The sequence below is a fragment of the Acidiphilium acidophilum genome (assembly GCF_033842475.1).
Lineage (GTDB): Bacteria > Pseudomonadota > Alphaproteobacteria > Acetobacterales > Acetobacteraceae > Acidiphilium > Acidiphilium acidophilum.
In genome coordinates, this window is record NZ_JAWXYB010000018.1 from 3571846 (window position 1) to 3594843 (window position 22998).

The 22998-nt window shown below is 61.8% G+C and carries 21 protein-coding genes; 10 read left to right on the plus strand and 11 right to left on the minus strand.

Annotated elements, in window-relative coordinates:
- Positions 1-92: 92 nt before the first annotated feature.
- Positions 93-794: an SDR family oxidoreductase gene (locus SIL87_RS19650; protein WP_319615846.1), complete on the plus strand. Its 702-nt coding sequence runs from the start codon at positions 93-95 to the stop codon at positions 792-794.
- A gap of 1006 nt (positions 795-1800) precedes the next feature.
- Here SIL87_RS19650 and SIL87_RS19655 read toward each other — a convergent pair.
- The 4 genes from SIL87_RS19655 to SIL87_RS19670 form a co-directional block, all read right to left on the minus strand.
- Positions 1801-2754 carry an AAA family ATPase gene (locus tag SIL87_RS19655; RefSeq protein WP_319615847.1) on the minus strand — a complete coding sequence of 318 codons (954 nt, stop codon included), beginning with the start codon at positions 2752-2754 and terminating at the stop codon, positions 1801-1803.
- Entirely contained in the window at positions 2751-3596 is an 846-nt protein-coding gene (locus SIL87_RS19660; RefSeq protein ID WP_319615848.1) for an ExeA family protein, read from the minus strand. The genes SIL87_RS19655 and SIL87_RS19660 overlap by 4 nt, the downstream gene beginning before the upstream one ends.
- Positions 3593-5047 carry a DDE-type integrase/transposase/recombinase gene (locus tag SIL87_RS19665; protein WP_319615849.1) on the minus strand — a complete coding sequence of 485 codons (1455 nt, stop codon included), beginning with the start codon at positions 5045-5047 and terminating at the stop codon, positions 3593-3595. Before SIL87_RS19665 ends, SIL87_RS19660 begins: the two co-directional genes overlap by 4 nt.
- An 88-nt stretch (positions 5048-5135) precedes the next feature.
- Positions 5136-5558, minus strand: a complete 423-nt coding sequence (locus tag SIL87_RS19670) for a hypothetical protein (protein WP_319615850.1) — start codon at positions 5556-5558, stop codon at positions 5136-5138.
- Here SIL87_RS19670 and SIL87_RS19675 point away from each other — a divergent pair.
- Together SIL87_RS19675 and SIL87_RS19680 are read left to right on the plus strand one after the other, a co-directional pair.
- Entirely contained in the window at positions 5538-5753 is a 216-nt protein-coding gene (locus SIL87_RS19675; protein WP_319615851.1) for a hypothetical protein, read from the plus strand. The two genes, SIL87_RS19670 and SIL87_RS19675, sit on opposite strands and share 21 nt — an antisense overlap.
- Positions 5750-6202, plus strand: coding sequence for an SEC-C metal-binding domain-containing protein (locus tag SIL87_RS19680; RefSeq protein WP_029314279.1), 453 nt, complete (start codon positions 5750-5752; stop codon positions 6200-6202). The genes SIL87_RS19675 and SIL87_RS19680 overlap by 4 nt, the downstream gene beginning before the upstream one ends.
- 158 nt (positions 6203-6360) lie before the next feature.
- Here the strand turns inward: SIL87_RS19680 and ltrA are convergent, their stop codons facing one another.
- The 3 genes from ltrA to hmpA form a co-directional block, all read right to left on the minus strand.
- Positions 6361-7836, minus strand: coding sequence for a group II intron reverse transcriptase/maturase (gene ltrA, locus SIL87_RS19685; RefSeq protein ID WP_319615852.1), 1476 nt, complete (start codon positions 7834-7836; stop codon positions 6361-6363).
- A 1726-nt stretch (positions 7837-9562) separates the two neighbouring features.
- Positions 9563-9694 carry a hypothetical protein gene (locus SIL87_RS19690; RefSeq protein ID WP_319615853.1) on the minus strand — a complete coding sequence of 44 codons (132 nt, stop codon included), beginning with the start codon at positions 9692-9694 and terminating at the stop codon, positions 9563-9565.
- 59 nt (positions 9695-9753) lie between these two features.
- Complete coding sequence (gene hmpA, locus SIL87_RS19695; protein WP_319615854.1) at positions 9754-10968, minus strand: NO-inducible flavohemoprotein; 1215 nt, start codon at positions 10966-10968, stop codon at positions 9754-9756.
- A 112-nt stretch (positions 10969-11080) separates the two neighbouring features.
- Between hmpA and SIL87_RS19700 the strand changes: the two genes are divergently transcribed.
- Complete coding sequence (locus SIL87_RS19700; protein ID WP_319615855.1) at positions 11081-11506, plus strand: Rrf2 family transcriptional regulator; 426 nt, start codon at positions 11081-11083, stop codon at positions 11504-11506.
- A 65-nt stretch (positions 11507-11571) separates the two neighbouring features.
- On the opposite strand, the gene SIL87_RS19705 is transcribed toward SIL87_RS19700, so the two are convergent.
- A complete protein-coding gene (locus SIL87_RS19705) occupies positions 11572-11790 on the minus strand; it encodes a hypothetical protein (RefSeq protein WP_319615857.1) in 219 nt (72 codons plus the stop codon).
- A 139-nt stretch (positions 11791-11929) separates the two neighbouring features.
- Positions 11930-12355, minus strand: coding sequence for a MarR family winged helix-turn-helix transcriptional regulator (locus tag SIL87_RS19710; protein WP_319615858.1), 426 nt, complete (start codon positions 12353-12355; stop codon positions 11930-11932).
- 91 nt (positions 12356-12446) lie between these two features.
- Here SIL87_RS19710 and SIL87_RS19715 point away from each other — a divergent pair, with 91 nt between their 5' ends.
- From SIL87_RS19715 to SIL87_RS19735, 6 genes are all read left to right on the plus strand, one after another.
- Positions 12447-14282 (plus strand): chloride channel protein, encoded by a 1836-nt coding sequence (locus SIL87_RS19715; protein ID WP_319615859.1) that lies wholly within the window; start codon positions 12447-12449, stop codon positions 14280-14282.
- Between the two features lie 94 nt (positions 14283-14376).
- Complete coding sequence (locus SIL87_RS19720) at positions 14377-15492, plus strand: HPP family protein (RefSeq protein WP_319616022.1); 1116 nt, start codon at positions 14377-14379, stop codon at positions 15490-15492.
- Between the two features lie 83 nt (positions 15493-15575).
- Complete coding sequence (locus SIL87_RS19725) at positions 15576-15794, plus strand: hypothetical protein (RefSeq protein ID WP_319615861.1); 219 nt, start codon at positions 15576-15578, stop codon at positions 15792-15794.
- A gap of 440 nt (positions 15795-16234) precedes the next feature.
- A complete protein-coding gene (locus tag SIL87_RS19730; RefSeq protein ID WP_319615862.1) occupies positions 16235-19165 on the plus strand; it encodes a DEAD/DEAH box helicase family protein in 2931 nt (976 codons plus the stop codon).
- Positions 19117-19590, plus strand: a complete 474-nt coding sequence (locus tag SIL87_RS20200; protein ID WP_405055279.1) for an AAA domain-containing protein — start codon at positions 19117-19119, stop codon at positions 19588-19590. Before SIL87_RS19730 ends, SIL87_RS20200 begins: the two co-directional genes overlap by 49 nt.
- 182 nt (positions 19591-19772) lie before the next feature.
- Positions 19773-20474, plus strand: a complete 702-nt coding sequence (locus tag SIL87_RS19735) for a CBS domain-containing protein (RefSeq protein ID WP_319615863.1) — start codon at positions 19773-19775, stop codon at positions 20472-20474.
- Between the two features lie 695 nt (positions 20475-21169).
- On the opposite strand, the gene SIL87_RS19740 is transcribed toward SIL87_RS19735, so the two are convergent.
- On the minus strand, positions 21170-21931 hold the full coding sequence (locus SIL87_RS19740; protein WP_319615864.1) for an SDR family NAD(P)-dependent oxidoreductase: 762 nt from the start codon (positions 21929-21931) through the stop codon (positions 21170-21172).
- A 1-nt stretch (position 21932) separates the two neighbouring features.
- Positions 21933-22937 (minus strand): acetamidase/formamidase family protein, encoded by a 1005-nt coding sequence (locus SIL87_RS19745; RefSeq protein ID WP_319615865.1) that lies wholly within the window; start codon positions 22935-22937, stop codon positions 21933-21935.
- Positions 22938-22998: the final 61 nt, after the last annotated feature.

Consider the following 22998-nt stretch of genomic DNA (forward strand, 5'->3'; position numbering starts at 1 on the left):
ATGCCGTTGGACAAGCTGGCCCGGCAACTCGACGCCATTACCCATGTGCTCGAGGACGACCTCGCGCAGGGTAAAAATTAAGGAGCAAGAAAATGGCTGACCGCATTGCACTCATCACGGGCGGCAACAAGGGCCTTGGCTTCGAAACCGCCCGCCGCCTTACAGATCAAGGCGTTCGCGTCTATATCGGCGCTCGCGAACCCGAGCGAGGTGCTGAAGCCGCATCACGACTTGGTGTCGAATGGCTACAGTTGGACGTCACGAATGAGGCGAGCGTGCTTGATGCGGCCGCTCGTTTTGCCGAGCGCGAAAGCCGTCTGGACATTTTGGTCAACAATGCGGGTATCGCCGGCAGTCGCAAGCCTGCCGCGGAACTAACCGGCGAGGACGCCGAAACTGTATTCGCCACCAACGTTGTCGGACCCGTCCGGGTCATGAATGCCTTCATTCCTTGGATGAAAACCTCTTCGAATCCCGTCATCGTGAATGTATCCAGCGGGCTTGGCTCGTTTGCCGTCACGCAAAATCCGCAGCGGTTTGAATCCCAAATTCGTATGCCACTCTACTGCGCCTCCAAAAGCGCGCTGACCATGCTCACGCTGCAATATGCTCGCGCGCTTCCTGGCTTCCGAATCAACGCGGCCGACCCGGGCTACACAGCGACAGATTTTAATGGGCATCGCGGTGAACAAACTATCGAGGAAGGCACGGAAGCGATCATCCAATTGGCGATGCTGCCGCCGGATGGGCCGACCGGCACATTTGTAGATCGCGGCGGCCCCGTACCTTGGTAACGATCAGAGTGTGCCCCCTCCCGAATACCGACATAGCTGATGCCCAAGCGCGTCTATGGGATCATTGATTTGCTAAGCCGTCATTGAGATCCAACGGCTGATGGTAAACGGATCCCCTGCGCCTGTTTCCTACGCCTTGATTTTCTTCCAGGTGATTCGGGTATGATTCCTGGCGCTGGTTTCGGATGCGCAAAGGGCCGCTGTGAAGCGGGACTGTCCAGAATCTGGGGGTTTGGGCGATCGTTGGTAATTTCGGCGCCAAATCTTGGCGTAGCGTATGGACGAAGTGGCTCTCCTGCGGGCCCGAACGCTTCCGTTCCAACCCCCTGGTTTTTACACGAATTGAGGCAGGACCCCGTAATACCTGACTGACCTCGCCTTCCGGCCTGCCTCCGCTACCGCAACTATATGCCGGGCCTTGGCAACGTCCAGCCCAACGAAACCTCGCTATACTGATCCATGGTTCGTCCTCCTGCGCTGAAGGTAGGCCAACCCCATGCGGGCAACCCTCGCCACGGCGCAGCGTAGGCCGAACCACCCCAAGTCTGGGAACGGACATGCCATCTTACATATCAGACATGGCCAAGGTCCCCAGTCGGGGGCCCGCGTTTTGACAACCCACCGCGATGGACGTCAATGCCATCCGGAACGGCTCCGTTCGATGCGGCGGGTTACCAGCATGAACCGCGCTGCCGCGGCTGGTGGACATGGAGCACGAGCGTTCGCCGTCCCTATCTCAAGTCAACGCTCGAAATGCTCATCCCCGATCGGTAGTGGTGCGTGGGCCAGCATGGGCGTTAGCGGCCGCTCATGAGCAGGATCACGTTGTTTGATGGTCGTCCGGTCGCGAAATTTGATGGACTTCCGGGTTCCACTTCCCGTGTTCTGTAGGGGTCCCGGGAAGCGGGAAGCGGAAGTATCGCAGTGGTGATGCGTGGCCCGTTGGGCTTGGTAGTTGAGGATTGCCATGCCTTAATTGCGATTGATCCACGTGGCGCGAAGGGGGTCAGTTTTGGGTGAGGCGGTACCCTTCGGGGGATTTGGTGACGCATCCGTTGTCGATCATCGCGGTGAGGCGCTGATAGAGGGTGGCGGCGCGGATGCGGCAGCGGGCACGGAGATCGGTGAACGGCTGGGGTTGTCCGGTTTCGGCGAGGGCGGCGGTGATGCGATCGTCGAGAGATTTTGGTGTGGCATTGTCGGGTGACGGCGCGCTGGCGTGACTGGGTTCGAGTGCCAGGGCATTATCGTGCTGGTTCAGTTCGAGTGTGATGCTGGGCATGGCGGGCGCGGCGCGATGCTCTGGGGTGAGGATGATGCGATCGTCGCCATCGCGGCGGAGATAGAGGTTGGAATCGCCCCAGGCGTGGAACTCGGATGATCCGCGCAGGGCCTGACCGGCGCGGAGTGTCCCGGCGCCTTTTTTGGCATGGTGGACGACAGCGACGGCGACGGCATGGTGCCGCTGCATCTCGCGCAGGAAGGCGAGCAGGGGCGCGACTTCGCCGCTGACATTCTCATCGATGCGATGCAGACGCACGAACGGATCGAGCACGAGGAGCCGTGGCTTCAGCCTGGCGATGGTGTCGGCGAGACGCTCGCGGTCGGCATCGAGATCGAGGCGCAGGCTGGGTGCGGTGATCACCTGAACGTCGAGGGCGGCGAGTTTGGTTCCGGCGGCCGCACAAATGCTTTCGAGGCGCCGGCGGACGATGTGAAGCGCGTCCTCGGCGGGATAGAGCAGGACGCGGCCGGGGCGGGTCACGGCGAAGCGACGCAGACAGGGGACTCCCGCGGCGACGGCGACGGCCAGATCGAGGGCGAGGAAAGATTTGCCGCATTTGGGTTCTCCGCCGATGATGCCGACGGCTTCTTCCGCCCACAGTCCCTCGACGAGCCAGCGGTGCTGCTCGGGGCGATCGGTGAGGTGGTAGGCTGGCTGGACCGGAAGCGGGGTCATCGCCGTTGGCGGGCGGTCGCCTTGGTTGTGTTTGGCGTGGGTATGGCGAAGGTTTCGAAGAACAGCGTCTCGTCGATCTGATGCGCCTCGCGCTGTGCAGCGGCGTCCAGCAGGTCGGCCGCCATGATCATCAGGGTTCGCAGATTGCCTTGGGCGTGATCGCAGATCGTCGCGATCACTTCCGGGGTCATCAGGGTGGCGGCACCGGCCTGGCGGAGGGCAAGCTGCAGGGTCTCCTGCAGATCCTGCGGAGTGGCGCGTTCGATCGCCAGACGTACACGCATGCGGCTGGCGAGGGGAAGGAACTCCTCGGAGCGCAGGCGTTCGGCGAGCCGTCCGTCGCCGGCCAGGACGATGGTCAGGAGGATGTGGGAGTCGAGGTCGGCGGAGGCGAGCAGGCGGAGTTCGGCGAGCACGGCGGGCTGCATCTCCTGCGCTTCATCGACCAGCAGAACCGGCCGGGAGAGGGTCGTCTGGATATGAGCCTGCCAGCGCTGGCGCAGGATTTTAGCCCCGCCCCAGCGATTATGCGGGCGTAACTCGACGCCGAACAACTCGCCCATCTCGCGGTAGAAATCGGCGATGTTGGCCTGAGGCCGGCTGATCACGCCGACGGTCACGTCGCGCAATGTCGCCAGCGACGCGGCCAGAATGCGCAAGGCGGCGGATTTGCCGGAACCCGGTGCACCGGTGACCAGAGCGAAGCCGCCTTCGCCGGCAAGATGCTGGACGCGCCAACAGAACGATTCCAGACGAGGCGAGACATGCAGGGCCTCGTTCGGCACGTTGGGCGTGAACGGGTTCCATTTGAGACCGTACAGTGCGAGCAGTTTGTTGTTCACGCGTCGTCTCCTTCGTGTTTGGGGAGATAGGCTGGGGGCAGTCCGGTTGCCGCTTGCCGCTCGATCATATCGGCCAGCAACGGCGCGATCCCGCGGGTCGGCGGCGCGACCGGGTCGACGCTGACAGGCTGCAAGCTGCGGCGCAGGCCGTTGGCGTTGGCGGCCTTGTCCTGGGGGAACAGCCTGCAGAGCACGGTGCCGGTTTGCGGATCGACGAGGTGAACCAGGGCAAGATCCCAGGCGGCGAAGCGGACCTCCAATGTGGTGAGGTGCCGATATTGGTTCGGCACTTCGAACCGGCGGCCTTCGATGACGATCGTGCCATCGCTCCTTCGCAAGGTCCGCTGCTCGCTGCGGGTGAACGCCAGTCTCAGAGTTGCGGCATCCGGGCATGGTCGTGTCACGGTGGGGCCGGCGAGAAAGCGCGCCAGGGGGGTGGCGTCGATCTCGCTGTGGTGCTTGCGATTGTAGTCGTAGTCTACCCAGGCCTGGGTCGCCTCGTTGAGCCGGGCCAGGGTGAGGTCATTGACACCTTCGAGCATGGCCATCAGCCGACCCTCGACCGATCCCCAGAGGACCTCCTGCTTGCCGTTCATGTAGGGGCTGTAGGGCAGCGTGGTCTGATGAACCACGCCGAGCCGGGCGAGACCTTCGGTGATCTCGGTCGCCGTCATCGCCGCGCCGTTGTCACTCATGGCCGAGCGGGGCATGCCGCGCTTCTGCATGGCCTGCGACAGACCGTGGGCAATGACCTCCGCGCTCTCGGACAGATACCATTGCAGGTGGCAGGCCAACCGCGAGCGGTCATCGAGCACACCGAACAGGATCGGCGTTCGCCACTCCCCTCGCGGTGTCAGCACCTTGCGCGAACCGGAATGACAATCCCAGTGCCAGGTTCCGTTCACATACTCGGCCTCATAGCTGCGGACCTCACGCGCATCGAGCTTGGCTGCGGCAGCCAGCGCGCCGGCGGTCTGGCGCGTCGTCATCGGGCACCGCTTGGTCAAGCCATGGGTCATCAGGAACCGCCGGACCGTGGCGTAGGAGGGCACCGGGCGCAGTTCGGACCGGGTCTCGGCCAAGGCGACGAGATTGTCGTGATGCAACCGCATACTCCAACTCTTGTGGGCTTGATATTGAGCCCGCAGGGTCTGGCGGATCTCATCAGTCATCGACGCCTGCTGGCCGGCGTCCTCGCGACGTTTGCGCCGCAGCACGCCCACCGGGTCTTGGCGCTCATTGCGGCCGATGTAGAACCAGCGCTCGATCGTCGAGACGCCAAAGCGAACCGGTTCACCGGTACTCGGATGCCGCCATTCACGGGCCGCCAGTTGCTTCAGGGCCGCGCGCAGCGCGCCCGCCTCCGGCGGTGCGGCCAACAAGTGACCGATCACCGAGAACCGCAGTTGCGCCCAACGCTCCTGAACACGCGATCTGCCTCGTTCCGTCACGTCTGCCCTCCAAACCAATCAGCGGGCTTACGGTAAGCACCTCACCGATCGTCGGCGACGTGCATCTTCTGCGGGTCGGCGACGCCCGTCAGAAAGCGCGCATCGCCGAGGCTCCGCCGGTCAACGGCCCCAGGAACCGAAGCAGGGAGACGAGCTGTTGTTCGATGCCGCCGCGAAAACGAGCGAGCACCGAGGCTGGCAGGGTCGCGGTGTCGACCGGAGGCATGAAGGCTGCCGCGGCAATCGGGCGGAACGCGCTCTCCTCGGAGGTGAATATCGAGAGCCACCAGACGCGCCAGCGCGCGACCGTCCGCCGATCGATCCCGAGCGTGGCTGACAATTGCCGCAGGCGGGTGGCGGTGAGCCCATGGCACATCGCCGAAATCAACGTCACCACTGTGGCGAGATAGACCTTACGACCCAGAAAGCGCAGCGATGCCGGGGTGGTTCGCTTGCGACAACCGTCGATCGCGCAGCAGAAGCTGAAGCGTTGGCCGAACGCCTCACTCAAACCTGGGGGACCACCGCGCGGTTTGCGCTGAAATTGCGCCGAATGAAGGACGCCACCGCATGTCGTGCATCCTGCCGCCCGGGCGGTCGCCGCGATATCGCGATCAAACAGGAGCAACTGTTCATGAAACTTGGCATCAGCCAGCACTGCTTGATACAAGGGGCACCATCCTTTGAATTGAAATTGGCGGGATGACCAAAGTCGGACGCAATAATCTCTGTCCCTGCGGCAGCGGCAAGAAATACAAGCGCTGCTGCATGGCCCAAGATGAGGCAACCGCCCGCGAGGCCCGCGCAAGCGCCGCAAGCGCCGCAGTGTCGCCCCTCTCGGCCCATCTCTGCGAGGACTGCAACCACGATCTGGATGATGCCGCCAATGCGGTTTTTGCTTTGATCGAGGCGAAGCAATTCGATGAGGCTGAACGGGGCGCCCACGACGTTCTGGCACGCTTCCCCAACGTCCACGACGGCTACGAGTGCCTGGGCCGGCTGCATCAGGCCAAGGGGGACCATCGCCAGGCGATCGAGTGTTACCGCAAGGTCATCGCGTTCGCCGTCGAGGAACCGCAGTACTACGACCCGGAATTCGTCGATCACTTCCAGGCACTGATCGCCCACATCGAAACTCAGGCATCCAGCGGCTGATCCTTCCGGCCCACCCCTGCCCAGCATCGCCGGGTGTTCGGCAGCGTCAAGGCATCCACGCCTGCGGCGCGGAGCGTCGAGTAGGCGTGGCAGATTACTCCACCACGCCTCTCACAGAACCGGACATGCGGGCCCGCATCCGGCTCCTTGGGTCGATATCAGAGTGCCAGCGTAAGCTGGTCGCTGACCCGAGGGGTGTTGAGTTCGCTCCAGCGTGTTTTGAGTGAGACCATCCGCTCGCAAAACCAAGCGGGCGGGTAAGCCTTCGTCATGCCAGGCCGGTTCGATTTTACCCAGCTCCCCTTGCCGCAATACGCTGCCCCTGCAGCGGCCTTTTTGCTGATCTTTCGGGCAAGCAGATGCCGATAGAGGAAGCGCGATCGCTTCCTCTGGCGCACAATGATCGCCCTGAGCCGACGGCGAACGTGGGCGTCGATCGCCCCAAGTTCACGCGCCGCTTCCGGCGTACAAAGCCGGTAGTGCGCTATCCATCCGTTCAGGTAACGGCTGAGAGCCTCCATACAGGAGTTAATCGACCGACCCCAATTGGGCGGCGTCAGTTCCCGTATGGTGTTCATCACCGCCCGCTTCGCCTTGTCGGACAGCGTAATCCCCGTATTGGGGGACGCGCGATCGTTACAGAGGAAGCGGAAGCCAAGGAAATGAACCTGTTCCGGTTTGCGGACCGCGCTCTTCTCTTCGTTGATCTGGAGCCGCAGTCGGTGCTCCAGAAATCGCCGAAGAGATGCCATGATCCGTATCCCGGCCCGTTCGCTGCGCACGAAGATATTTGCGTCGTCGGCATAGCGGACGAAGCGCAGCCCGCGCCGCGCCAGTTCCTGATCGAATTCATCGAGTACGATGTTCGACAGCAACGGCGAGAGCGGACCGCCCTGCGGGGTTCCTTCCTCGACGGCGACACGTGTGCCGTCCGGCATCACCACGGCAGCTTTCAGCATCCGGCGTACAAGATTGAGGACACGTCGGTCGGTAATTCGCTGGCTCATACGATCCAGCAGGCGTTGATGATGAACCCGGTCGAAAAATTTCGCCAAGTCCAGATCAACCACCACCCGATAGCCCGCTTCCAGATAGCCGGTCGCTTCGGCAATCGCCGTGTGGGCGCCGCGGTTGGGACGGAAACCGTGACTGCTGGTGTGAAAAGATGGTTCGTAGATCGGCTCCAGGACCTGGAGCACGGCTTGCTGAACCACCCTCGTCACCACGTTCGGAATGCCAAGCCCGCGCTGACCGCCACCGGGCTTGGGAATCCAAACCCGCCGGATGTCGCCCGGACGAAAACGTTCCGCCAGAAGATCACGGCGTAGCACAGCCAGCAGGCGCGGAGCTTGCGCTTCGGCCTCCTCGACTGTCTGGCCGTCGACTCCCGGGGCACCCTTGTTGCGTATTACGTTCAGCAGCGCCCGTGCGAGGTTTGCCTCGGACGCCACTTCCTCCAGCAGCCGATCGGGATCGGCCGCCCGGGCGGCAGGACCTGCCGTGGTTTTGCGCTTCGCTGTATGCAGCAGCCACGGTCGATTCTCGGATGCGTCCGAGCGTCTCCCGTCGTCGCCCCCTTGCTGTTGGCGGCGGTGAGAATCCGCGCATAAACGGCGCGTAGCTGCCGAGTCCATTTAAATGGACGGCACTGACCGGCCTTTACGGCAACCTGGACCCGGCGCCTAAATCACACGAGAACCAGATCGGCCGGGTACGAGGTCCGTCAGGAAACGCAGAACGTTCGAGGATTTGAATCAGCTGGGGAAGTGAGCAGTTGTTGGACCAGATGACCAAAGACAGTGTGAATTGCGTCAGCAGGTCATGCTCGGCCGCAGGCGTTGATGGAATAATCTGCAGAATGTTCGTTTGCAGTCGCTGTCTGTGCCAAGTGCTTGTCTGCCCACAGTGCGACCGAGGTCAGATCTACTGCATGCGAACTTGCGCCCGGGAAGCTCGTCGTGAACGGCAAAGAGAAGCTCGCCGACGTTATCAGGCAACCCCGCGAGGACGTGTCATGCATGCGGCGAGAAATCGCCATTACCGCGCTCGGGCGGTCCGCGTGACGGATCATGGTCCTGCTAAGCAACCGGAAACCGCGCTTTCGCGTGGATTGGCAATCGCCGGGGCTTCGCGAAAGCCCTGGACCAGCAGTACTCCCCCAGGACATCACCTCTGTCATCGTTGCGGTCGCTCCGTTTCACCTTTCGTGCGCTTGACAGGTCTCCGGCCTCAACGTCGCCCGAGCCGGATTGCCAGGATTGATCAAAACGACACCGGCGCGCGACGCCCACCCTGAAAGCGCCAGCGCCACTGATACAACACCAATCCTGTAGTTCGATCAGCACGGCCATCCTGTCGTCCCGACCTGCGAATTCCGACGCTGTCGCGCGCAGCGGCGGTCAAGGATGGCCGAAGGCCACCGCGCTCTTGCGCGGCGCGAAGCGTCCTTGACGGCTGCGAGCACGGCAGCAGCCTCAGAGCAGAGGGACAGCTACCCACTGCCACTGCCTCCTCCGCCAACTCTCCCACACCGTGTCAAACTGCCCCGCACTCATTAAGTCAATTCACTATGGTAACTATCCCGCGCCGTTTATGCGCGGATTCTCACCGCCGCCAACACTTGCGGGCTGTCGGCGAACACGAAGCTCAATTGACGATGTCCCGTCCTTTTCAACCCATCTCTCCCTTTGCTCAGCTGGCTTTCACCAGCTTCATCGCTCCTACGAAGAGATCCGACTTCTGCATGGGCATCGTTCCGTCGTCGTTGCCTCCTCCGGGTCTACCGCTCACGCGGACCCATGCAGATCTCCCTGGGTAAGAGCACTGGATGTCCCGCCGCCTCCGCCCCCATTACCGTCCCGGCCTCGGTTGGATTTTGGGCATCGCGTTCGAAGACACGCTCACCCGACCGGTCCGGCTTGCACAGAGGTTCACTTTCGTTCGGTGCTGCGGTTCGCCTCGGGCTTCTTCTCCACACGGCCTCGCGGCGCCAGGGCCGGCGTCTCACGACGGCGTATCCCTGCATGCAGTTGCCTCTGGCTCGCGGTTGCTACCAACTCGCCCCGCGAAGGACTTTCACCTCCAATCCAGTGCCCATGCCAGGCACACCTCCTTGACCCTGCCTCCGCTCCCGGCGGTAGCAAATGCAGGTCGGCGCCGAGGAATGGTCTTTCAGTCTCACCAAGGAATGAATGGAATGAATGGAAGGAAGGAATACCCTACCCACAGATTATCCACGATCCGCGAGGTCGCCACTCGGCCAAACCTCAAATACCGTGATCAAATACCGCCGAAAACCCATCGCTTTGCATGCTCAGGCTCACTCATCCGCGTCGCCAACGACCCGAGGCGCACATGCCGTCAAGATAGCGGGGGCAAGTGCTCGAACTTTGCTTCGAAGACGGGACCGATGAGCGGGTCGCTAAATGCGACCTTGTAGAAGGCATGCGGCTGATCTTCGATCATCAGTTCCTCAATTCCGGCATTCTGCATGAGCATGCTCCGTGTGACAATTTTGAGCGACGGTAAATTCGCGCCGATGTCGAGTCTTCCTAAGTCGCCAAAAGTTCGTCCGCTGGGCCAAAATATTCATAATGGATTCGATCTGACTGCACGCCGACCTTGACGAGTGCGGCGACAAGGGTGCGTAGGAACGGGCGAGGACCACACAGGAAAACATCGGCCGTCAGCAATGACGTGTTGGCCAGAAGCCAGTCAGTGTTAATAAATCCCTCGGCGTCATGGGTCTTACCAAGCACATCGTCCACACCTGGCGCGGAGTAAAAGGTGGTGGCCGCAACGCGCGGGTTCCGTCGGGCGAGCGTCTGCACTCGCTCGCGCATAGCATGGGTATCGCCGTTCAGCGCGCCATGGACATAATGAACATCGATGTGCGGTCCTTGGTTCACGACTGCTTCGAGCATGCTGACCATTGGTGTAAGGCCTACACCTCCGGACAACAGAATGACCGGACCATTCTGATCGGCTGGGAGAAAAAAATCGCCAGCCGGCGGTGAGACTTTCAGGACAGACCCCACTGTGACCTGATCGTGAAGGTAGCGCGAGCCGCCGTTGCCGTTGGCCTCCCGCTTGACGGAGATACGATAAGTGTCGCTGCTTGGAGCGGATGAGATGGAGTAGTTGCGCTTGATCGTATCACCACCATCGGGGCTCAGCATGAAGGTAAGATACTGGCCTGGCTTGTGCAGAACGACCTTGCCGCCATCGTCGGGTCGCAGCAAGAATGAGGTGATAACCGAACTTTCGCGAAGCTTCTCCATGACCCTAAAGTCGCGCCAGCCCGTCCAGCCGCCTTCCGCTGCCAGGATTCCATTCCTGATCGTCTGCTCGCGTTCCTTCAAGATTTCCGCGAGAAACCAATACGCCTCTCCCCAGGCCGAAAGTATTTCCGGCGTTGCCGCTTCACCAAGAACATGGGCTATCGCTTCGAGTAAGGCCTCTGCCACGAAGGGATAATGTTCAGACATTATATTGTAGCCGACATGCTTCTGAGTGATCCGCTCAATCACTGCGCCAAGCACCCCGGGGTTATCAATGTTACGAGCGTAGCCGAGAATGGCCGCAGCAAGAGCATGGGTCTGGGCGCCGCTTTCTCCCTGGTTGGCCTGATTGAAAAGCATGCGGATATGCTCGTTCCGGAAGAGACGCGAGTACATTTCCCTTGTGATCGTTGAACCGTGGGCGGCCAGGGCCGGGACAGTCTCCTTCACCACGGCAATGGTGGAAGGACGTAGTGGCTTGGGCATGAGCTTTCTTCTCCAACAGGCTGTAGCATCGGGATAAGATGCATATTATATGCAACTATAGTTATTGGAAAAAACATGCAATAGCTGTACATCTTTTTTGCGAAGGTCAGATATGAGATTCACGCGCTACACCGATTACGCAATCCGGGTGCTGGTGCACTTGGGTGTGAACGGCGACGGACTGTGCTCGATCGCTGAGATCGCACGGGCATACGACATTTCGGAGAACCATCTTATGAAGGTGGTGCAGGACCTGGCAGCATCGGGGTTTATCGAGGCTGTACGGGGTCGCAAGGGCGGCCTGCGCCTTGGGCGTCCGGCGAAGGACATTAACCTCGGCGCCTTGATCCGCCACACCGAGTGCGGCTTCGATCTGGTGGACTGCGGCAGCTGTGCGATTCGCTCGGCCTGCACCTTGCCGTCGATTCTCGCTGAAGCTGTGCGTGCCTTCCTGTCGGTGCTCGACCGCTACACTCTGGCGGATCTGTTGAAGCACCGAAATCCTCTTCGTGCGATCCTACTGTCTGATGCGGCCTGATCGACCGCAGGTATTTCAGCTGCACGTGACCTTTCTTGAGATCGTCAACACGAAGAGTGCATTTATCAAGACGCGTGGTTTGTACCTGCTGCCAGATTTTCATGCGCCGGCACGTCGTCAGCCATGTCACGGAGGTTTGCTCTGTACAGATTCATCAAGTAGCGCTGATGATCTTCCTCCGGGCTCAACTTGGGTTCGGCGAATTCATCGGTCGGATTCCGGTAACATCTGCGAGCAGTCTCGCACGCGAGGAGGGCGGCGGCAATCTGGTGTTGATTGTCCATATCGGGCGTTCCTTTATCGTTGTATTTGTCCAGTAGTCTCAAAAAGCTGTCGTCGGCGTCTTAAATTATCAAATCACGATGGCGTGATTCGTTCGTGAAGCAAGTATAAACCGAGCGAGATCTCGTCATGACAATGTAGTCAGCTCCCGGCGGCATCCGTCATCCGGGCCAGCAGGTCCTTCAAGATCGGACCGATCCGCGCGAGTTCCGCAAGGTGGATGCTGGAGAGGGACGCGAGGCGCGCCTCACCTGCCTCGGTAAGGCGGAGAAAGACGCGGCGGCGGTCCGTGGTGTCGCTTTCGCGCGTGACGTAATCGGCGCGGACCAGGCGATCGACCAGTTCGACGGTGCTGTTGTGGTGCAGGACCAGAAAGGTCGCGAGGTCGGCGATGCTGGCGCCCCCGGTATGCTGGGCGTTCTTGATGCCAAGAAGGGCCTGGTGCTGGCGCGGCGTCAAACCGGCTTCACGTGCGGCAGTTTCGCTGAAGGAGAGGAACTCGCGCAGGGCGAAACGGAAGGCGGCGAGGGTTTGGTAATGCTGCTCGGTCAGGCGAGGTTCGGCCATGATTGTCTCTATCGCATGGAGCATGTTGCGGTAATATATCGTATCACGATATAACAGCGAAAACGCAGCCTTTGTCACCGGACCATTGCACATGAACCTCACCAGCAAGCCACCCGCGGGCGTCACGTCGCTCGGGGATTTCACGACCGACCGGCGGCTGTTTCCGCTTTCGGCTTTGGCGGTGCTGGCCGGCACGTTCGGTGTCGCCGCGGGCTGGCTGCTGCTGCGCATGATCGGGTTGATCAACAATCTGGTCTATTACGGCATCTGGTCGGCGGCGATGCTGCCGCCCGGCGGGGCGGTGCATCATGGCCATATCGCGGCATGGACCATCCTGATCCCCGCAGCCGGTGCGGTGATCATCGGGATCATGGCGCGCTACGGGTCGGAGAAAATCCGGGGCCACGGCATTCCCGAGGCGATCGAGGCGATCATGCTCGGCGGCTCGAAACTCGACTTCAAGGTGGCGATCCTCAAGCCGATTTCTTCGGCGATCTCGATCGGCACGGGCGGGCCGTTCGGGGCGGAAGGGCCGATCATCATGACCGGCGGTGCGGCGGCCTCGTTGATGGCACAATGCGTGTCGCTGACCGATGCGGAGCGCAAGACCCTGCTGGTCGCCGGGGCCTGTGCGGGCATGACGGCGGTGTTCGGCACCCCGGTCGCCGCGATCCTGCTGGCGATCGAGTTGCTCCTGTTCGAACTCAAGCCCCGCAGCCTTGTGCCGGTCGCGGTCGCCTGCATCACGGCGGCGATCGAACGGCGGTTCGTGCTCACGCCCGCGCCGCTGTTTCCTTATACCGGGTCGGTCACCGTCGATCCGCTCCACGCGCTCGGCTGGGTCGGGCTGGGGCTCGCCGCCGGGTTCGGCTCGGCGCTGCTGACGATCATGGTGTACGGCGCGGAAGACTATTTCGAGAAACTGCCGATCCACTGGATGTGGTGGCCCGTGCTCGGCGGCATCGTGGTCGGCATCGGCGGATTGATCGACCCGCTGGCCCTCGGCGTCGGCTATCCCGACATCGCGCATCTGCTGGCCGGCGCGCTGATCGGGGGGGCGGCGCTGCGCCTCGTTCTGGTCAAATCGGTGATCTGGGCGGTGGCGCTCGGCTCCGGCACGTCGGGCGGCGTGCTCGCGCCGCTGCTGATCATGGGCGGGGCGCTCGGCGCGGTTGCCGCTCCCATCCTGCCACATGCCGCACCAGGCTTCTGGGCGGTGGTCGGCATGGCCGCGATGATGGGCGGCACCATGCGCGCGCCGCTGACCTCCACACTGTTCGCGGTCGAACTCACCGGCAATCACCTCATTCTGCTGCCGGTGATCACCGCGAGCATGGCCAGCATGGCGGTGACCGTCCTGCTGATGAAGCGCTCGATCCTGACCGAAAAGATCGCGCGGCGCGGCCATCATCTGACCCGGGAATACAGTATCGATCCGCTCGCGGTCGCCCGCGCGCAGGACATCATGGCCTCCCCCGCCGAAACGCTGGCGGCGGACATGACCATCGATGCCGCCATCGCGTTCTTCCTCGGCGTGGACGCACAGCATCGCGCCTATCCGATCACCGATGAGGCGGGCCGCCCGATCGGGCTCGTCTCCCGCGCGGATATTCTGGCCTGGCTCGGCAACGCGGTGCCGCGTGAGACCTCGCTCGCCACCGCGACCGCCGGGCGCGCTCTGGTCACCGCCTGGAGCGGCGAGATGGCGATCACCATCGCAGCGCGCATGATCACGGACGATGCGCCGCGCATTCCGGTGATCGACGATGCCGGTCGGCTTTGCGGCATCATTTCCCGGGCGGACCTGCTGCGGGTTCATCACCGCGTGGTCGCGGCGGAAACCAAGCGCGAGCGGTTCTTTCTGCGTCGGCGCGCGCGCAGGGAGACCACTGGCCTGCCGACGCAACCGGCCCTGGAGGATGCCTGACTCAGGTGATCATATTCCTGACTTGCAATTTATCGGAAATACCCTCACGCCGCCGCCAGATCCCTCGCTCAAGCATCCGGAGCCCGCCTTGTCTGTGTCCACCCGTGCAGCCCTGCCACGACGCACCCTGATCCAACGGTTTCGCGACCTATCACCCCGGCTTTCGGGGGCAAACGCCTTCGATCGTCTGGTTGCCGTCTGCGGTGCCCTGGCCGGGATCGGGCTGACCGGATATTTATCATCGGTCATCGTGTTTCACGGGCTCCACGCGAGCATTCCGCTGCTGGTCGCACCGATCGGGGCTTCATCGGTCCTGCTGTTCGCGGTGCCGGCCAGCCCGATGGCGCAGCCATGGTCGATCATCGGCGGCAACACCCTGTCCGCGCTGGTCGGCGTCGCGGTCGGACGGCTCGTTCATGATCCGATGCTGGCGGCGGCGCTGGCGGTGGCTCTGGCGATCGGTGTGATGTCCGCGATGCGCTGCCTCCATCCGCCGGGTGGCGCAGCGGCCCTGACCGCGATATTGGGTGGCCCGGCGGTGACCTCGGCCGGGTTCACGTTCGCCTTCGTGCCGATGGCGCTCAACTGTGTCGTGCTGGTCGCGATCGGCTGGCTGTTCCACAAGGTTTCGCGCCATTCCTACCCGCATCGTCCGGGTCCGGTCGCGGTGAGCACGCATGGCACCAGCGATCGTCCCGCACCGGTCCGGGTTGGTTTCCAGGCCGAGGACATCACCGGCGCGCTCGCCGATCTCGGGGAGACCTACGATATCGACCCCGACGATCTCGACCGCCTCCTGCGGCAGGTCGAAATCCGGGCATTCGAGCGCCGGCACGGCGAACTGCTCTGCGCCGAAATCATGTCGCGCGACGTCGTTCACATCGAGGCCGCTGCGCGGACCGGGACCGCCATTGCTTTGCTGCTCGATCACGACGTGAGGACACTGCCGGTGATCGACGGCTCGCGCCGCGTGGTCGGCATCATCGGATTGCGGGAGCTGGCGCGGCCGGGACGGGATGTCGGGGCGCTGATGTCAATTCCGACCATCACCCAGGCGCATCTCCCGGCCGCCGCATTGATCGCGCCGCTGACCGACGGGCGGAACCATGCTGTCGTCGTCGTCGATGCCGAGGGTCGATTGGCCGGCATCGTGACCCAGACTGATCTTCTGGCCGCCGTAGCGAGCCGAGCGGGGAATTGCCGGTCGTAGATGGATACCCAGAGCGGCGGGGTCGCGAAAGGAACTTGTTTCAGATCGGTCTTTCGCGGGGTATCAGCGCGAAACTCCATTCGATGCGTACCGCGCGCGACGAGACGATCCGCAGCGCGTCCGGTCGAGATCTGGTTCCGGTCAAATCCGCCATGATCGAAGACGAAATGGCCAAGCTCGGACTCAATCTGAGCCGAAGGTCTCACGCGCCCGGCAAGCGTGTCATCCGTGATGCCTATACGGCAGGGCAGGAAGCCGGCGAACGATTCGAGTTCATGCCCGGTATCACCGCCGCGGCCTGACGTCATGAACCCGGCCTGGGCGACGGCAACGCCGGGTCCGGTCCCGGCACCGACATGACGCCCTGACCCGCGACGTTGATAATGCCGGATGAGGTTGGTTGAGTTTCAGCCATGTCATACCGGACCCTGAACCCGATCCATCTGCGGACGGCGCTCGCGGATATCGAACCGTCGATATGGCGGCAGTTGATCGTCCCACTGACCTCGATCTTGCCCAGATGCACGTGGTCATTCAGGCACCCAGAGATTGGCTGCCTGGATTACCACCTTCACGAGTTCATGGTCGGCGCGGTAGTACCTCGACGCACGCACTCGCTTTCCTTCGCGTCGTTCGGTTCTCCCCGTTGCCGCGGGAATGCTGAATGTCAGTTTCGTACGTATAGCTAATGCGAATTGAACCCTGGATTTTGATCGTGTCCCGACTTGGGCGATGGTAGTGCATGTCGACATCAGCCGAAACCGTCCGAAGCGTATTGCGATCGTGGATCGCTTGCGAGGTCTTGTCCCCGCAAATCACCAAGGGAAACGGGTGGAGCGATCTCGCCTGTGACCGCGGCGGACAGATACGCAACCGGAAAACGGATGCCCATGACGGACCTACCCTCTGGCAGCCACCGCAGGACGGTGACCCGACGCCGTGGCCAATCCTGACCGAAGGCCAAAGAGGTGGCCAGGGCGGAACCCAAGGTCCTGAAAGTCCATCTGATCTTTTACCAACGGTTATCGAGGCCGGAAATCTCCCCGACCGAAGGCGCCGGCCCTGGTATTCGATCATTCTGGCTGCGATGCCGGCACGGGAATCATTCAAGAGACTGGATGAGTTTTTTGCCGACGAGGCGGATGAGGACCAAACCAGCCGTCCTTTGTCCGGATACGTCGTTGCGGCTTCCGTAACGCTCGACGAGTGGGGCATCATTGTCCCGGACAGTCTCGCAATCAGTAGCTTTTGCTGGGGCTTCGGCCGCCTTTCAACGGACGGCACCCCGGATGGCCTGTCTGACTGGCTCACCGAGGAACGGGGTCTAAAATTACAGTTCGCCGATCTCTTGAGCCCGCGTGGTTCGGACGGACAGCCTCGGTCATTGAGCTGGGCCGACCTGCGCGGTGTATCCCGTGCGCTGGTCACTGAACTCGGAATTCCCGACGACCTCCAGATCCTCACTCCTTGCGTTATCGAGATGGTCAGTCGTGACCCGCCGGCAACCGATATTCTTTCGAGTTTTTACCTGTCGGACCTGTCCAGGGTTCTCAACGATATCGAAACCGGGACTGCGACCGGGGCCGCCGCCTCATATCTCGGTCTCGACCCCCCGACCGCTCCGTGGGATTGCCTCAGCGACAGGCTGAAATTGTCGCAATTGCTGGAGCCCGATCTGTTCCCTCTGGGGCGATGGCCGGGAAATGGTCTTCATCCCCTGACCCTCCTGCAACAGGCGGCGGTCAATGCAATCGTGCGGGACCTGAGCGTGAACGGCCTCGCTGCGGTCAACGGGCCGCCGGGCACAGGCAAAACGACCTTGCTGCGAGACGTCGTGGCCCATGTAATTATCACGCGCGCCGAGCACCTGGCCGCCATTGCATGTCCCTGGGATGATCTGGGCAATATCGACCTCACGGACTTCGCGATCGTGGTTGCCAGTAGCAATAATGCGGCCGTTGAAAATATCAGCCTTGAGCTGCCTGTGCGCGAAAAGGCCCTCGATCCCTCGATTTGGAACGAGGGCGGCCTGGATTATTTCGGACACACAGCGACCGCCCTTCTCAATCTGCCCAAGGATGCACGCGATGCCCAGCGAGCCTGGGGTCTGATCGCCGCCAGGTTGGGTAATGCCGATAACCGGCGTCATTTTTTGGAGAAGTTCTGGTGGGACACCGATTGGGGACTGAACGATTGGTTCAACCGCATCGTCTCACCAGACCTGCCGCGCCCTCACCCGCCCGGCAAGCTGGCTCAGCTTGATCCACCATTACGACCGCCCCAAGCGAAACAGGCCTGGAAAAAGACCCGCGCGGAGTTTTTACGGGCATTGGCAACATGCCGCCGACTACGTGCCGAACTCGCCGATATTGCCAAAACCGATGAGTCTCTGCGTTGCTGTGAAACGCGTCTCCCCGGCATCAGAGCCGAAGCGCTGCGAACGCAGTACGATCTGAAATCGGCGCGCAAGGCGCTGTCGGCAGCGCAGCACCACCACGCAGAATTACTGGCCGAAGAAGGGACATTGAATATCAGGCTGGCGGCTCTGACGACAATCCAACCATCTTGGTTCAGCCGGCACCTGAAAACCCCCTCATGGCGAACGCATGAGACAGCGATCCGCCGTCTAGTGGATGAACTGGGGGATCTGACACAAGCGCTGAAGCTGGCCAGGATTAATATCACGGCGGCCAAGGATGAGGAGGAACGCCTGGCTCGTTCGTGCGCCGCGATCGAAGCGCAGTTGAAAGGCGTGGAGGACGAGATCGTTGTCCTCCGTCATAAACGGATTGAAGCGGGAGAGGATCTCGGGAACTCATATCCAGGACCGGAGTTCTGGTCCCAACCCGACGACAGTTTCTATCGATCGAGCCCCTGGAATGGAGGACGGTTCAAGGCTGCGCGTGATGCGCTGTTCATGGCGGCGATCCGCTTGCAGCGCGCCTTCATAGTAGCCGGCGCCTCGAAGCTGAAACCTTCTCTCAATATTACCGCAAAAGCCGCCTCCGGCAACCAGAACGCCCCACGACCGACCGCACGGGACTGGGGAGTGTTCTTCCTCCTTGTTCCTGTCGTATCGACGACCTTCGCCTCGGTTGGCCGGATGTTCCAGGATTTCGGAGCGGGATCGATCGGCTGGTTAATGATCGACGAAGCCGGACAGGCCGCGCCTCACCAGGCAGTCGGTGCGATCTGGCGGGCCCGCCGCACGGTCGTCATCGGCGATCCACTCCAGATCGAGCCTATCACGAGCATACCTCCTCGGACGATGCGGCTGATCTTCAAAAGCGAGGGAATCGACCCCGTACCCTGGAGCGCACCACGAGATTCGGTCCAGACACTCGCAGACCGGGCAAGCCAAATCCAGGGCCGATTTCCGCTCGAGGATGGCAGCGAGGAAAACGATCCCCGCACGACCGGGATCCCCTGCTGGTCCATCGCCGATGCGATCAGCCGATGTTCGATCTCGCAAACCGTATTGCCTATGCGAGTCGAATGGTTTTCGCGACAGAGCCCGGTACGTCAGCCATTGGTGACCTGCTCGGCGGCTCGGCCTAGATCGATGTCGACGCCCCATCGAGCGACACGTGGGTTTACGAAGAAGGCGAACTCATCGCTCGCACGATCGCGGAGCTTTGTAACTGTCTTCGGAATCCGCCGGATCTTTATGTGATTTCGCCATTCCGGATGCCGGCGGTACGATTGCGATCGCTGCTCTTACAGACCCGGGATATTCTACCTGACCGTCCGGCCCGGGACCGCGAAGCATGGGTGGAAAGCCGGGTCGGAACTGTCCATACCTTCCAAGGCAAGGAAGCTGAAGCGGTCATCCTGATGTTGGGCGCCGGGCGAGGTGCAAAGGCCGGCTCACGTAGCTGGGCAGGTGGCACGCCGAACCTGCTAAATGTCGCCGCAAGCCGGGCCAGACGGAGGCTCTACATCGTTGGGAATCGCCAGGAATGGCAAGGTGCTGGTGTATTCGGAGAGGCGGTAAATCTGCTTGACGTCAAAGATGGACCGGCCTGGTTGAATGTTGCACTCGCAAGCCGTGGACCGGATGTGATGTCGCTCCTCAAGGTGAAGAGGGACGGAGAATGAGGACTGACCCCAACGTTCGAAAGGAATTGGGGTCAAATTTAATTCGCCGATCGTTTTGAAAGGGTCTAATATATAGGGATCGTCCCCGCTTTCAGGGCCGATCAATGCCTGGTGATCGGGCGTTCGTGCGGCACCGCCCATTGCCATAAGAATCCGCTGCCGCGAAGCTTGAGGAGGTCCAAATGAGAGTCAAGGATATCATGACCGTCGGGCCGTTGACCGTAAGCCCCGATGCCACCATTGCTGACGCAGCCAATATGATGCTCGCCCACAGTTTGTCGGCGCTTGCGGTTGTCGATCGCGACATGGTTCTGCTCGGTATCGTGAGCGATGGCGATCTGCTTCATCGCCCCGAACTCGAGACCGCGCCAGAGATCGGCTGGTGGCGCAGCGTCCTCTCTCCAGCAGCTTCCGCGCGTGCCTTCACAAAGACACGGGGTCCCCGCGTAGGCGAGGTGATGACCGAAATCGTTACCACGGTTGCACCCGATACGAGCCTGACCGAAGCTGTCGATTTGATGGAAGTGCTTGGGATTGAACAACTGCCGGTCGTTCATGACGGCATTCTATCCGGCATGCTATCCCGGCGCGATGTTCTTTCCGCCCTGGTCAACCGTATCGGAACCGTCCGTGACATGACATTGCCGGATGACCTCATCGCATCGCAAATCCGGGCTTCGATCGATCAGTCCAAATGGACTCATCCGGGAAATATCGTGATCAAGGTTGAGGCTGGTGTCGTCCATCTCGGCGGTACTGTGTCCAGCGATGCAGAACGCAAGGCGTTGCACGTGATCGCCGAAAACACCACCGGCGTTGTGAGCGTCGGGGACAATCTGGAGCTGATTAACCCGGTCGCAGGATTTGCCTATGGGATCGTCTGAACGAGGGATCGGCTTGGGACGGGCCTATCACGAATTCGTAAATGTGCGCGATTGAGCCGCTCAGCAACAAGTTGCCCACGTAGACATTGGCATATCTCGACGCGTTGAATGATCGGATGGATCATCACGGGAATGATACTCCCGGTCGATCGTGCGGCACATCTCCTCATGTGGACTCCTGCGGCGCGGGCGGGAGTCGAGCAACGAGATCGCGGTTCGTGTGGGCGGTTGGTGGAGACCGGCTCGCTGGTTATCCTCAACTCGGCGGCACCTTCGCGCGGGTGATTGCGATCCATCGGTGTCTCTCAGCCCATCTCGTGTGGCGAGATAGTTGGGGCGCTGGCGTAATACCCGCCAGCTTCCTGTCAGGGACGTCGGATTTGTAACCCCACAGGACATGACGAGGTCAAGTAAACCGGTCGCGCGCAACGTCACCGAGGTCTTGGGCCAACAGGCGAGGACGTATCGGCTGGATTTTTCATCCATCCGGTGATCGCCATCGACAGCGAGACCGAGGCGGTGCTCGGCCTGATCGACACGAAGATATGGACCCGGTCCGATGAATTCGACGCGACATCTGCGCGCGAGCGGACAGTGGAAGACAAGGAGAGCATGCGATTTCCGCTCCATCGCCCCGAAACATGCAGCGAATCTAATCAGTTTATCACAGACCGGTGCAATTCACGAATAGAGCCCTAAAATTGAACCCCCCGGGTCAGCGCGCCATCGACCACCAGATTAGTACCCGTGATAAAACTTGCGGCCGGGCTGGCCAGGAACACCACCGCGCGCGCCATTTCCTCGGGCTTTCCCATCCGACCGGTCGGATTCAGTGCGAGGGCCTCGCGGTAAAATTCGGGCTTGTCGCGCTCGATTTTCTCCCAGACACCACCTTCGAAATACGTGTTGCCCGGCGAAAGGGCGTTGACCCGGATGCCCTTGGCAGCAAGCTGGTACGACAGACCCTTGGCGTAATGAATCAGTGCCGCCTTGAACACCCCATAGGGACCGGCCGCGAAATCGACCTCGCGGCCCGAGACGGAGGAGATCACCACGATGGCTCCGGCGCCGGAGACTTCGAGGGCGGGTATCGCGGCATCGACGGCGTGGACCGTGCCCATCATGTCGATTTCGAATTCGGCACGCCAGGAAGGCTCGTCCTGTCCGATCGCCAAAGCCGAGACGTTGGAGACCAGGATATCGAGCCCGCCAAATTCCTCAGTGACATCGCGCACCCAGGCGCCAAGGGCGGGGCCATCCGAGACATCGACCGCGCGGCCGGTTGCGCGCACGCCGTGCTGCGCCAATGCGACCACCGCGGTCGCGACTTCGGCGGCGTTGCGCGCGCAGATCGCGACATCTGCCCCCTCGGCCGCGAAATGTTCGGCGACCGAGCGGCCGATGCCCTTGGTGCCGCCGGTGATCAGGGCGCGTTTACCGCGCAGGCCGAGGTCCATGTTATTTGCCCTCCGGGGCTAGATATTTTTTCGAAATGCCGGCACCGACCGTGTAGTTGGGATCGACGAAATTGCCGAGCCGAACCCGACCGCACTGGCTCAGCATCATGTAGGCGTCCCATCGATCAAACCCGTACTCGGCTTCCATCCACAGCACCAGATCGTGATAGGCGATGCGGGTGGCATCCTCCAGCGGGCGGGCGCTTCCGATCGTCATGATGAAATCCTGCCGCTCGAGGCGTGGCCAGTCGAGCGCCCAGCCCTTGATCAGATCGACGCGAATGGTGGTTTCGGATGCGTATTCGACCGCGGTGCCGCACACCTCGCCATCGCCCTGACAGGCATGAGCATCGCCGATGAACAGGCGACCGCCTGGTGCGCGGACCGGCAGATAGGTGATGCTGCCGGGCCCCATATCGGGCAAATCCATGTTGCCGCCGTGCGGTCCGGGGGTGAGAGAATTGATGCTGTCGATTTCGGGCGAGGTGCTGAGCGTGCCGATGTGCGGCGCGTAGGGCAGTACGACGCGCGCGCTCCAGCGGACCTCTTTTTCATCGACATGGACCTTGCGGGTGATTTCCGGCAGCGGCGGTTGCAGCGAGGCGGTCAGCGCGGTGCCTGTCAGCGCGCCGAAATAGGGGATCATGCAGCAGGTGCCACGTGGATTGTCGCCCCGCGGGCGCATCCGCTCGATATGCACCGCGATCGCATCGCCGGGTTCGGCACCCTCGATCATGATTGGGCCGTTCTGCGGATTGACGAAGGGCATGCGTAGCCGCTTGCTCGGCTTGTCGCGCTCGGTGCGGATCGCGCCCTCAAACGCATCCCGGGTTTCGATCTTGATCCGATCGCCGGGGGCCACGGTGAGTACCGGATCGGAATAGGGACCGATCGTGTAATGAAACCTGCCCTGAGCCGCCTCGGTCAATTCATGCAGCTTGGGTTTGCGCGCCCAGCCGACCCCCCTTGTTGCCGCGATCGACCTTGCTAGCCATTGTTCCGCCATGCATCTCTCCATCGACCTGATAAAGTGTAGAGATCACGTCCCACCGCCTGCCGCTGTCAAG

Coding starts and splice junctions, on each gene's coding strand:
- SIL87_RS19650 (WP_319615846.1), top strand. CDS start 93: ATGGCTGACCGCATTGCACTCATCACGGGCGGCAACAAGGGCCTTGGC.
- SIL87_RS19655 (WP_319615847.1), bottom strand. CDS start 2,754: ATGACCCCGCTTCCGGTCCAGCCAGCCTACCACCTCACCGATCGCCCC.
- SIL87_RS19680 (WP_029314279.1), top strand. CDS start 5,750: ATGACCAAAGTCGGACGCAATAATCTCTGTCCCTGCGGCAGCGGCAAG.
- ltrA (WP_319615852.1), bottom strand. CDS start 7,836: ATGGACTCGGCAGCTACGCGCCGTTTATGCGCGGATTCTCACCGCCGC.
- SIL87_RS19690 (WP_319615853.1), bottom strand. CDS start 9,694: ATGCAGAATGCCGGAATTGAGGAACTGATGATCGAAGATCAGCCGCAT.
- hmpA (WP_319615854.1), bottom strand. CDS start 10,968: ATGCCCAAGCCACTACGTCCTTCCACCATTGCCGTGGTGAAGGAGACT.
- SIL87_RS19700 (WP_319615855.1), top strand. CDS start 11,081: ATGAGATTCACGCGCTACACCGATTACGCAATCCGGGTGCTGGTGCAC.
- SIL87_RS19705 (WP_319615857.1), bottom strand. CDS start 11,790: ATGGACAATCAACACCAGATTGCCGCCGCCCTCCTCGCGTGCGAGACT.
- SIL87_RS19710 (WP_319615858.1), bottom strand. CDS start 12,355: ATGGCCGAACCTCGCCTGACCGAGCAGCATTACCAAACCCTCGCCGCC.
- SIL87_RS19715 (WP_319615859.1), top strand. CDS start 12,447: ATGAACCTCACCAGCAAGCCACCCGCGGGCGTCACGTCGCTCGGGGAT.
- SIL87_RS19725 (WP_319615861.1), top strand. CDS start 15,576: ATGCGTACCGCGCGCGACGAGACGATCCGCAGCGCGTCCGGTCGAGAT.
- SIL87_RS19730 (WP_319615862.1), top strand. CDS start 16,235: ATGTCGACATCAGCCGAAACCGTCCGAAGCGTATTGCGATCGTGGATC.
- SIL87_RS19735 (WP_319615863.1), top strand. CDS start 19,773: ATGAGAGTCAAGGATATCATGACCGTCGGGCCGTTGACCGTAAGCCCC.
- SIL87_RS19740 (WP_319615864.1), bottom strand. CDS start 21,931: ATGGACCTCGGCCTGCGCGGTAAACGCGCCCTGATCACCGGCGGCACC.
- SIL87_RS19745 (WP_319615865.1), bottom strand. CDS start 22,937: ATGGCGGAACAATGGCTAGCAAGGTCGATCGCGGCAACAAGGGGGGTC.